9 protein-coding genes are annotated in these 10639 nt (G+C 69.4%); 8 read left to right on the plus strand and 1 reads right to left on the minus strand.

Annotated elements, in window-relative coordinates; translation table 11 throughout:
* Positions 1 to 7 precede the first annotated feature (7 nt).
* On the minus strand, positions 8 to 2359 hold the full coding sequence (gene pabB / locus ACFVMC_RS16765; RefSeq protein WP_379211124.1) for an aminodeoxychorismate synthase component I: 2352 nt from the start codon (positions 2357 to 2359) through the stop codon (positions 8 to 10).
* A gap of 88 nt (positions 2360 to 2447) precedes the next feature.
* Between pabB and ACFVMC_RS16770 the strand changes: the two genes are divergently transcribed.
* From ACFVMC_RS16770 to ACFVMC_RS16805, 8 genes are all read left to right on the plus strand, one after another.
* Positions 2448 to 3503: a phosphotransferase family protein gene (locus ACFVMC_RS16770; RefSeq protein WP_379211125.1), complete on the plus strand. Its 1056-nt coding sequence runs from the start codon at positions 2448 to 2450 to the stop codon at positions 3501 to 3503.
* Between the two features lie 76 nt (positions 3504 to 3579).
* Positions 3580 to 4140 carry a hypothetical protein gene (locus ACFVMC_RS16775; protein ID WP_379211127.1) on the plus strand — a complete coding sequence of 187 codons (561 nt, stop codon included), beginning with the start codon at positions 3580 to 3582 and terminating at the stop codon, positions 4138 to 4140.
* Between the two features lie 56 nt (positions 4141 to 4196).
* Positions 4197 to 4334, plus strand: coding sequence for a hypothetical protein (locus ACFVMC_RS16780; RefSeq protein WP_379211129.1), 138 nt, complete (start codon positions 4197 to 4199; stop codon positions 4332 to 4334).
* Between the two features lie 46 nt (positions 4335 to 4380).
* On the plus strand, positions 4381 to 5076 hold the full coding sequence (locus ACFVMC_RS16785) for a TetR/AcrR family transcriptional regulator (protein WP_379211131.1): 696 nt from the start codon (positions 4381 to 4383) through the stop codon (positions 5074 to 5076).
* A 73-nt stretch (positions 5077 to 5149) separates the two neighbouring features.
* Entirely contained in the window at positions 5150 to 6907 is a 1758-nt protein-coding gene (locus tag ACFVMC_RS16790) for an ABC transporter ATP-binding protein (RefSeq protein ID WP_379211133.1), read from the plus strand.
* Positions 6907 to 8631 carry an ABC transporter ATP-binding protein gene (locus ACFVMC_RS16795; RefSeq protein WP_379211135.1) on the plus strand — a complete coding sequence of 575 codons (1725 nt, stop codon included), beginning with the start codon at positions 6907 to 6909 and terminating at the stop codon, positions 8629 to 8631. Before ACFVMC_RS16790 ends, ACFVMC_RS16795 begins: the two co-directional genes overlap by 1 nt.
* A gap of 65 nt (positions 8632 to 8696) precedes the next feature.
* Positions 8697 to 9269, plus strand: a complete 573-nt coding sequence (locus ACFVMC_RS16800) for a DinB family protein (RefSeq protein WP_379211137.1) — start codon at positions 8697 to 8699, stop codon at positions 9267 to 9269.
* A 119-nt stretch (positions 9270 to 9388) separates the two neighbouring features.
* A complete protein-coding gene (locus tag ACFVMC_RS16805) occupies positions 9389 to 10519 on the plus strand; it encodes an NDMA-dependent alcohol dehydrogenase (RefSeq protein ID WP_379211139.1) in 1131 nt (376 codons plus the stop codon).
* Positions 10520 to 10639: the final 120 nt, after the last annotated feature.

A 10639-nucleotide genomic window follows, 5' to 3' on the forward strand; every position in this document is an offset into this window, starting at 1 on the left:
GTTTCCGTCACCGGCGGGCCCGGTAGGTGGCCGCGGCCTTGAGCAGCATCTCGTGGAACTCGGCCTCGGGCGCCGAATCCAGCACGATGGCTCCGCCCGCGCCGATGCGCCAGTGCCCGTCGTGGCGCACGGCTGTGCGGATGACGATGTTCAGATCGGCGGTGCCGCCCAGGCCGAGGAACCCGATGGTGCCCGAATAGACGCCGCGCGCTTCGGTTTCCAGCTCGTCGATGATCTCCATGGTGCGCAGTTTCGGCGCGCCGGTCATCGAGCCGCCCGGGAAACACGCGCGCACGCAATCGATCACGTCGACATCGGCGCGCAGCGTGCCGCGCACCGTCGAAACCAGTTGGTGCAGGGTCGTATACGTCTCGGTCGCCATCAGGTTGGGGACGTGTACGCTGCCGATCTGACAGACTCGGCCCAGGTCGTTGCGCAGCAGGTCGACGATCATCAGGTTCTCGGCCCGGGTCTTGGGGTCGGCGGCCAGTTCCCGGCGCAGGCGCTCGTCCTGGGCCGGGGTCGCGCCGCGCGGTGCGGTGCCCTTGATCGGCTTGCTCTCCACGGTGCGCGCCCGGTCGATCTTGAGAAAGCGTTCCGGTGAGGAGCAGGCGATTTCGAGATCGTCGAAGCGCAGGTAGGCCGCGTACGGTGCCGGATTGCAGCGGCGCAGGGTGCGGTAGAAGCCGAGTCCGTCGGCGTCGCCGGCCGCGACGGTGACGCTGTCGGTCAGGCAGATCTCGTAGGACTCGCCCGCATGCAGCTTGTCCAGGCAGGCCGCGATATCGGCGAGATAGCGCGTCCGCCCGCGGGTGAGCAGGTTCTCGACGGCATCGAGATCCGGATTCACTTCGAGCCCTGGGGGATTGGCCCAGGTGGGCAGTGCCTCCAGGGCCTCGCGAGTGTCGCGCAGCCAGTCCGCGGTGGCTATCCGCGCGATGTCGGAGCCCGGATCGGTCAGTGCCAGCAGATGGGTCCGGCCGGTCACGTGATCGACCACGACGAGCCGGTCGGCGAAGATCCATTGCGCGTCGGGCACGGGTGATCGATGCGCGGCGCGCCCACCGCAGTCGGCCTTGATCTCGTAGCCCAGGTAGCCCACGTACCCGCCCGCGAAATCGAAGGGTAGCGAGGGGATGTCGGCCGCGCGCCGCCGCAGCTGCTCGGCGAGATAGGTCAGCACATCACCGCGGACGGTACGGCGCTCGCCGTCGGCGGTCTCCACCACCACCGATTCGTCGCCGACTCGGTAGCGCACCACCTCGGCGTGCGGTCCGCTGGCATCGCCGAGGAAGGAGAATCGGTCCAGCCCCGGCTCGACATGTTCGCTGTCGAGCCAGAACGCGGTGCGCGAGAGCCGGTACAGCCGCAGGAACGCCGCCTCGGTGTCGATCGCCCGGTCGATCACCTCGTGACGCAGCTGCCAGGGGCGACCCAGTTCGCCCAGCCGGTACGGGATTTCGGGGGCCGGGGCCGGTGCTACCTCGGGGACGGTGCCGGGGCCGACCCCGGGTGCGGTCGCAGGGTTGCCTGGTGCCCGCGCGGCTGCGGGTCCTGGGCCGGGGGTCGGCTCGTCGCCCGCCGAGGCACGGATCGAGCTTGCGGCCTTCGGCGATGCGGCCACCGGCGATGCGGCGTTCGAGCCCGTCGCGTTCGAGGAGGCAGCCCCGGTGGTCACGGCTCCGAGCTCGGCGGCCCCTGAGCCGGCGTCGCCCGGGCCCGCGGAGGTGCCGACCGCAGCCGGTATCCGTGCCGCTCGGCGGGGCTGCGAGATATGGTGCGCGGCAGTCAGTTCCGCGAAATTGCGGAGCAGCGCCGCGCCGTACTCGCTCGCGACCGATTCGGGATGGAACTGCACCCCCCACTGCGGCCGGGTGCGATGCCGCAAGCCCATGACGACGCCGTCGGCCGTGGTCGCCGTGACCTCGAGCTCCCGCGGCAGGGGTTGCCGGGCGGCGAGTGAGTGATAGCGCACGACGGTGAAGTCCTGCGGCAGCCCCGCGAACAGTTCGCGCTGGTCGTGGCGCACGGCGTCGAGGTAGCCGTGCCGGGCGACCGGTGCCCGCTCGACCACGCCACCCGCGGCGATCACAATGCCCTGATGGCCCAGGCAAACTCCGAGCAATGGAAGCTCGGTCGTCCGGATCAGTGCCGCGGAGATGCCGATATCCCGTTCCACCTCGGGGCGGCCCGGACCGGGGGAGATCACGACATTGTCGAAGCCCGCGAGCCCCAGCTCGGCGATGGTCGCGACGGCGTCGTTGCGCACAACGGTAGGCTCGACTCCGTTCACCTCGCTGATCAGCTGATACAGGTTGTAGGTGAACGAGTCGTAGTTGTCGATGAGCAGCGTGCGCATGGTGTGCAGAACCCTACGCCGGGCCCGGGCGGGCTAACTGTTGTCGGCTGCCTTCAGTTTCTCGGTGGCCGTGGTGCACAATGTGGGAATGCAGCACGCGCAACCGGCCGGAGTGGATCCCGACGTCGTCGACTTCGCGGTCGTCGGGAAGTGGATGGACGAGCAGGGCCTGCCCGGCGGGACCTTCGAGGAGGTCCGCGCGCTCGGCGGCGGCACTCAGAACATCATGCTGCGCTTCACCCGCGCCGGGCACGACTACGTGCTGCGGCGCGGCCCGAAACACCTGCGCGCCAAGAGCAACGAGGTCATTCGCCGCGAAGCCCGCCTGCTCGGCGCGCTCGACGGCACCGGTATCCGAGCGCCCCGCGTGATCGCCGCCTGCCCCGACGAATCCGTGCTCGGTGCCGTCTTCTACCTGATGGAGCCGATCACCGGATTCAACCCGCAGAACGAACTGCCCGAGCTGTATGCCGCCGACCCGGAGGTGCGGCGGCAGATGGGCCTGTCCGCCGTCGAATCCATCGCCCGCCTCGGCATGCTCGACTACGAACAGCTGGGCCTGGCCGACTACGGCAAGCCCGACGGCTTTCTGGAACGGCAGGTGCCGCGCTGGCTCGGCGAACTCGATTCCTACGCGGCGAACGCGGGCTACCCCGGCCCGCAGATCCCCGGCGTCGGAGCGGTCGGCGACTGGCTCGAGCGCAATCGCCCGGCCCAGTGGCGGCCCGGCATCCTGCACGGTGACTGCCATCTCGCCAATATGATGTTCGAGTACGAGCGGCCGCGGGTCGCGGCCATGGTCGACTGGGAGATGTCCACCATCGGTGACCCGCTGCTAGATCTCGGCTGGCAGATCGCCACCCGCCCCGAACCGGGCAGCACCATCGGCTCGCTTACCGGCGCGCTCGGTTCCGTGGGCGGTCTGCCCACCCCGGCGGAGATGGTCGCGCACTACGGCGAATTCTCCGACCGCGATCTGAGCGCGGTCGACTGGTACACGGTGCTGGCCTGTTTCAAGCTCGGCATCGTGCTCGAGGGCACCTACGCGCGCGCCTTCGCGGGTAAGGCTCCCCAGCAGATCGGCGATTTCCTGCACGCGTGCACCTTGGAACTCTTCGAGCGCGCACACCAGGTGATGGGGTAACGCCCCGGCGTCGAAATCCCTTGCCGCGGCCGTCCGGTCGTGGGATGGTCGGCGGGTACGGCGCTACGACACGGGGGTGACCATGCGCGTATCGGTCCGAACGATGTTCTGGAACACGGTGTTCTGGTTCGCACTGGCCTATGGTGTGAAATGGCTGCTCGACCGGTTCGGCTCCGACGCGCTGCCCCGGCCCTGGACCGATCTCGGCATCTTCGCCGTCCTGTTCGTGGTGGTGACGGTGCTCGGCGGGTTGCGCGCCCACCGCGCGGCACGCAATCGGGTGGACCGGATCGATCGGCTGGTCCGGGCGGGCACATACAGCGAGGCGATCCCGCTGATGCGCCACATGCTCCGAGAATGCACGGACATGGTCGGGCCGGACGCGGAGGAGACGCTGGTCTGGGAGCACAAGCTCGCCGACGCCCTGAGCCGGATCGGCGAGACCGCCGAGGCGGTATCGCATGCCGCGCGCGCGGTGCGCGGGCGTGAGGTGCTCTATGGCCCGCACAGTGCGCACACCCAGGCTTCGCGGCAGCTCTACGACAGCCTGGTGCAGCGAGAAGCGCTCGATCCGCTGGTCGATCTGCTCGGCGACTTCCTGAAGCGCGATCAGACCGAATCGAATCCGGAGGCCTGAGCGCCCGCCGGTAGGCTGGCCCGGCAAAGCACCGACGACCGTTTGGAGGACGGCTGATGTGTTACCCGGTCACCTGCGCCAGCTGCGGCAAGACGACGTGGGACGGTTGCGGTGAGCACGTGGACGATGTGCGCGCCATGGTTGCCGCGGAACAGTGGTGCGAGGGCGAGCACGACGCCGCCGGCAGCGCGTAACCGTCGGGACGCGCTGCGCGCTGTCGCCGCTCGCTAGGGTCGAGTCGTGACGAAAGGTGCGCGACGGGCGTATAAAACCGGTCTTTCCCGGGGAGTGATCGTCGAGGCCGCGTTGGGGCTGACCGCCGAACGGGGGCTCGACGGCTGGAGTATGCGCGATCTGACCGGACGATTGGACACCTCGCTGTCGGTGATCTACCACCACGTCGGGGATCGGCAGCAGGTGAGCGCGGCGGTCATCGATCGCATCTACGGCGCGATGGATCTGCGCCTGGACGAACCTGATTGGCGCACCCTGCTGCACGGAATCCTGTCCCAGATCATCGACCAGATGTCGCGCTATCCCGGCACCGCGACTTGGTTGCTGCGTAATGGGCCGCAGACCGAGCAGCTGGTGCCGTCGCTGGACGCGGGGATGTCGCGGATGCTGGAGGCCGGGTGGGGTGCGGAGGCGGCGATCGCGTTCTCGGTCGCGTTCAACACCTGTCTCGGGATGATCGCGCTCGGTGATCAGCGCGCCAGCGCGGCGGGGGAACAGGGGATGACCGGTTTGCAGACGCTGCTGGCGGCGCAGCCGGAACCTGGGCCGGGCGCGCAGGAGATGCTGCGGATGGTGCGGCGATATGTCGCCGGCCCGGCCGAACGCGATGCCGCGCACCGGGAACAGTGCCGATACGCCCTGGATCGGATGCTCGACGGCATGGCCGATCGGCTCGATGTGATCAAGCGCGCGGCCGGCTGACTGCTGCTTGTAGCGCCTGTGGGTGCTCGCTACACTGCAAATTAGAACACTGATCTAATTTGCAGGGAGTCCGATGAGTACCGCGGTATTGGATCCGGTAGCAGTCGAGGAAGAACAGCCGAAGGACAAACCCGGCGGGTTGAAGGTGGTGCTCGCGCCCGTGCGTGGACGCCTCGCGGCGGCAGGGCTGCTGCAACTCGTCGGCGCGCTCGCCGGGCTCGCGCCCTACGTCGCGGTCGTGGAGATCGCGCGAGAACTGCTCGGTGGCGGCGACCGGACGGCGGTATGGGCCTGGGTCGCCGTCGCGGTCGTCGGGTTCGTTCTCCGAACAGGTTGTGCCGCAGGCGCTTACACGGTCAGCCACATCGCCGACGCCGATCTCGGCCTGCGGCTGCGGCGGCAACTGGCCGACCGGCTGGGCGGTGTCGCGCTCGGCTGGTTCACCGACCGCAGCTCCGGCCGGGTCAAGCGGGTCCTCTCCGACGACGTGGGCGCGATCCACCACGCCGTGGCGCACGCGCTCAACGACCTGGTGGCCGCGCTGGTCACGCCGCTGGTGGCGATCGGCTACCTGTTCTATCTGGACTGGCGACTGGCCCTGATCTGCCTGGTGCCGCTCGCGCTCTGGTTCGCCGCCACCGCCTTCGAGCTGCGTGACGGCGGCGAGGGGATGAAGCGGATGAGCGCCGAATTCGACAGGGTGAACGCCGCCGCGGTCGAGTTCGTGGACGGGATCGCGGTGGTGAAGGCATTCGGGCAGGCCGGACGCGCCCAGGATCGCTACCGGCGCGCGGGCGATGATCTGGCCCGGTTCTTCGGCGAGTGGCAGGGCCCGATGCGCCGGCTCGAATCCATCGCGAACACGCTGATCGCCCCGCCCATGCTGCTGCTGGTCGCGCTGGCCGGCGGACTGTGGCTGCGGGCGGATCCGGTGGAGGTGATCGCGTTCGTCATGCTGGGGGTCGGGCTCGGCGGGCCGATCATGGCCCTGGGTTTCGGCGCCATGGCAATGCAGGCCGCGTCCGAGGCGGCGGGCCGGATCGGCGACCTGCTGGGCACGCCGGAGTTGTCACGTAGTGCCGCACCGCGGACTCCGGTGGGCGCGAGCGTCGAATTCGACGGCGTCGGTTTCTCTTACGACGGCCGGACCACGGTGCTCGACGGTATCGATCTGCGGCTGGCGCCGGGCACCGTCACGGCGCTGGTGGGGCCCTCCGGCTCCGGCAAATCGACGCTGGCGCGGCTGCTGCCCCGCTTCTGGGACGTCACCGCGGGCGTCATCCGCCTCGGCGGCGTCGATATCCGGGAGCTGTCCGAACGCGATCTGTACCGGCAGGTGGGGTTCGTGTTCCAGGAAACCTCGCTGTTGCGCACCACGATTCGCGACAACATCGCGCTCGGCCGGCCCGAGGCGGACCTCGCCGAGATCGAGGCCGCGGCCCGCGCCGCCCAGATCCACGAGCGCATCCTGGCGTTGCCGCGCGGCTACGACAGCGAGATCGGCGCCGACGCGCACCTGTCCGGCGGTGAGGCGCAGCGTGTTTCGATCGCGCGCGCCCTGCTGGCCGATACCCCGGTCCTGGTGCTCGACGAGGCCACCGCCTTCGCCGACCCGGAATCCGAAGCGGCGGTGCAGGAAGCGCTGTCCCGCCTGGTCGCCGGGCGCACCCTGTTGGTGATCGCGCACCGCCTGCACACCATTCGAGGCGCCGACCGCATCGTCGTGCTGTCGCGCGGGCGGATCCGCGAATCCGGCCGCCACGACGAGCTGCTCGCCGCCGATGGCATCTACGCCCGCCTGTGGCGCACCCAGTCGGGAAAGGAATCCTGATGATTCGCAAGCTGTTCCGCCTCGTCGACCCGGCCGACCGGCCGCGCTTCCGGCGCTGGATCGGGTCGATCGTCGTGTTCTCGATATTGCAGGGCCTGTGCGTGCTGCTCGTCGTGCCGGTGCTGCGCGCACTGCTCGACGGCGATCGGGACGCCGCGCTGGCCTGGCTGACCGCGCTCGCCGCGACCACGGCCGTGACGGCGGTGGTCTACTACGCCCAGGCCATGGACGGCCAGCAGATCGCCAACGACCTGCTGCTCGGCATGCATCACCGCATCGGCGACCATCTGACCCGGCTGCCGCTGGGCTGGTTCGGGACCGATCGCACCGGGCGCCTGACCCATTCGGTGTCCCAGGGCACCCTGAGCATCGGCGCGGTGCCCGCGCATCTGATGCAGCCGGTGGTCAGCGGCGCGGTCACACCCGCGGTGGTGGCGCTGGGCATGTTCGCCTTCGACTGGCGGCTGGGCGCGGCCCTGGTCGTTGCGGGCGTGGTGCTGCTGTTCACGCACGGCGCGGCGCAGAACGCGATCGCGCGCAACTTCGGCGCGATCGACGCGACCGCCGTCGAATCCGCCGGCCGGATCGTCGAATTCGCGCAGAACCAGCCGATCCTGCGCGCCTTCGGCCGCCGCGGCGCCAGCAATCGCCTGCTCGACGACGCGCTCACCGGGCAGCGCCGGGCCTACGGCGCGATGAACCGCAATGCCGTCTCCGCGCTGCTCACCTTCTCGGTCGCCGTGCAGGCCGCCTTCCTCGCCCTGCTGGCCGTGGGTGTCACACTGGCCCTGGGCGGTTCGCTCGACGCCGCCGAACTCATCGCGCTGCTGGTGCTGATCACCCGGTTCTCGGGGCCGCTGCTCGAACTCGTCGACCACGCCGCGGCCCTGCGGATGGCCTCGGAGAACCTCGACCAGATCGACGAGGTGCTCGAGGTCCGGCCGTTGCCCGAGGGGGAGCGGACCAGCCCGAGCACGCCGGGCCGGATCGCCTTCGAGCAGGTCGGTTTCGGCTACGACGATCGGAAGGTGCTGCGCGACATCAGTTTCGATGCCGAGCCGGGCACGCTCACCGCCATCGTCGGGCCGTCCGGTGCGGGCAAGACCACCCTGCTGCGGCTGGTGGCGCGGTTCTGGGAGGCCGATTCCGGCACGGTGCGGGTCGGCGGCGTCGATGTGCGTGAGCTGACGACCGAGGCGCTGATGGGCCAGCTGGCCATGGTCTTCCAGGATGTCTACCTCTTCGACGACACCATCGCGGCCAATATCCGGATCGGCCGTCCGACCGCGACCGACGCCGAGATCCGCGAGGCGGCCCGGCTGGCTCGGGTGGACGAGATCGTCGAGCGGCTGCCCGACGGCTGGGACACCCGGGTCGGCGAGGGTGGTGTGAGCCTGTCCGGCGGTGAACGCCAACGGGTTTCGATCGCCCGTGCCCTGATCAAGCAGGCGCCGATCGTGCTGCTGGACGAGGCCACCGCGGCGCTGGACCCGGACAACGAGGCGGCGGTGGCCGCGGCCGTGCGGACGCTGGCCGAGCAGCGCACGCTGCTGGTGGTGGCGCACCGGCTGCACACGGTCGCCACCGCCGATCAGATCCTGGTGCTCGACGACGGCGGTATCGCGCAGCGTGGCACGCACGCCGAGTTGATCGATCGGCCGGGGCGCTATCGGGATTTCTGGCGTGAGCGCGAGCGGGCGCAGGGCTGGCGTCTGGTCGGCTGAATCTCGTCCAGAATTGGCGGGATATCTCTGTTCAGAGATATCCCGCCAAACATAGGGTGCTGCGCATGGCTATCGTTCCCGATGACAAGAACTGGACCTGGGTGCTGGACACAATGTGTCCGGAGTGTGGATTCGACGCGTCCGCGACACCCTTCGCTGCGGTGCCCGATCTCACCCGTTCCTACGCGGCTCGCCTGTCCGCCGCGCTGACCAGGGGCGACGCCGCCGTCCGGCCGAATGGGAGCACCTGGTCGGCGCTGGAGTACGCAGCCCACGTGCGCGATGTGTGCCGAATCTTCGTCTTCCGTGCCGATATCGCGGTGCGCCGCGGGGCGGTCGATCCCGAGGTGCCCGGCTTCGATGCCACCACCGGTGACTCCGACGGTGTGCCGCTGCTGTCGAACTGGGACCAGGACCGCACCGCGCTCGCCGCGGACTACGGCGCGCAGGACCCGGCCGTCATCGCGGTCGAATTGGGTGCGGCGGCCGAATCCGTGGCGCGCGCATGGGACTCGGTACCGGCCGGCGAGCTCGGATCGATCGTCCGGCGCAGCGACGGATCGGATTTCACCGTAGAGTCACTGGCGCGGTACTTCCTGCACGACGTGGTCCACCACGTGCACGACGTCCGGGCCTGAGAAGCGCCCCGACCAGGTGTCGGTCAGGAAATTCGCCCCCCGCACTAGAACGAGTTCTACTTTTCTCGTAGTGTGTGTGCAGTCACATAAGTACACGTGCACGCGAGAGGTCGACAGGAATGAAGACGAAGGGCGCGATCCTGTGGGGGATCGACCAGCCGTGGTCGGTTGAGGAGATCGAGGTCGGCGACCCGGTCGCCGGTGAAGTGCAGATCCGGATGGAAACCGCGGGCATGTGCCATTCGGACCATCACATCGTCACCGGCGCCACGCCGATGCCGGGTTACCCGGTCATGGGCGGCCACGAGGGCGCGGGCGTGATCACCAAGCTCGGCCCGAACTGCCCCTCGGATCTCGAGGTCGGCGACCACGTGATCCTGTCGTTCATCCCCGCCTGCGGTCGCTGTCCGGCCTGCGTCTCGGGCAATATGGCGCTGTGCGACCTGGGCGCGGGCCTGCTCATGGGCCAGGCGATCAGCGACGGCACCTACCGCATCCAGGCGCGCGGTGAGAACGTCATCCCGATGTGCCTGCTCGGCACCTTCGCGCCGTATATGACGGTGCACCACACCTCGGTGGTCAAGATCGACAAGAGCATTCCGTTCGAGGTGGCCTGCCTGGTCGGCTGCGGCGTGCCCACCGGCTTCGGCTCCTCCACCCATGTCGCGAAGGTGGAGCCGGGCGAGACCGCGGTCATCGTCGGCATCGGCGGCGTCGGCATGAGCGCGCTACAGGGCGCGGTGCTCTCGGGCGCCTCCAAGGTCGTGGCCATCGACCCGAATCCGTGGAAGCGCGAGCAGGCGCAGAAGTTCGGCGCCACCCACACCTACCCGTCCATGGCCGAGGCGATCATGCCGATCATGGACATCACCGAGGGCCGGATGGCCGAGAAGGTCATTCTCACCATGGGTGAGATGCAGGGCCAGTACGTCGAAGAGGGCCTGATCCTGACCGGCAAGGCCGGAACCATGGTGATCACCTCCATGGGCCGCATGGAGGACGGCGACGTCAAGATGAACAGCTTCCTGCTGTCCATGCTCCAGAAGACGGTCAAGGGCTGCATCTTCGGCGGCGGCAACGCCCGCCAGGACGCCCCGCGCCTGCTGTCGCTGTACAAGGCCGGCCAGCTCAACCTGGACGACATGGTGACCCGCCAGTACTCGCTGGAGGAGATCAACCAGGGCTACCAGGACATGCTGGACGGCAAGAACATTCGCGGCATCATCCGCTACACCGAGAACGACTGGTGAGCTGATCCCCGCTGGGCGGGGCGGGGCGTTGGCGGCCCCGCCCGCCCCCGGTGGCAGGGCGTGCACCGCCGCCGCCCCGCCCCCCCATTGCGGCGGCGCCCCGCGGCCCGCACGGCCCTG

It is taken from the genome of Nocardia sp. NPDC127579 (genome assembly GCF_042672005.1).
In the GTDB taxonomy this organism is placed as follows: domain Bacteria; phylum Actinomycetota; class Actinomycetes; order Mycobacteriales; family Mycobacteriaceae; genus Nocardia.

Excerpts from the sequence above, each read along its gene's own strand:
- pabB (WP_379211124.1), bottom strand. The coding sequence starts at position 2,359 with ATGCGCACGCTGCTCATCGACAACTACGACTCGTTCACCTACAACCTG.
- ACFVMC_RS16770 (WP_379211125.1), top strand. The coding sequence starts at position 2,448 with ATGCAGCACGCGCAACCGGCCGGAGTGGATCCCGACGTCGTCGACTTC.
- ACFVMC_RS16780 (WP_379211129.1), top strand. The coding sequence starts at position 4,197 with ATGTGTTACCCGGTCACCTGCGCCAGCTGCGGCAAGACGACGTGGGAC.
- ACFVMC_RS16790 (WP_379211133.1), top strand. The coding sequence starts at position 5,150 with ATGAGTACCGCGGTATTGGATCCGGTAGCAGTCGAGGAAGAACAGCCG.
- ACFVMC_RS16795 (WP_379211135.1), top strand. The coding sequence starts at position 6,907 with ATGATTCGCAAGCTGTTCCGCCTCGTCGACCCGGCCGACCGGCCGCGC.
- ACFVMC_RS16800 (WP_379211137.1), top strand. The coding sequence starts at position 8,697 with ATGGCTATCGTTCCCGATGACAAGAACTGGACCTGGGTGCTGGACACA.
- ACFVMC_RS16805 (WP_379211139.1), top strand. The coding sequence starts at position 9,389 with ATGAAGACGAAGGGCGCGATCCTGTGGGGGATCGACCAGCCGTGGTCG.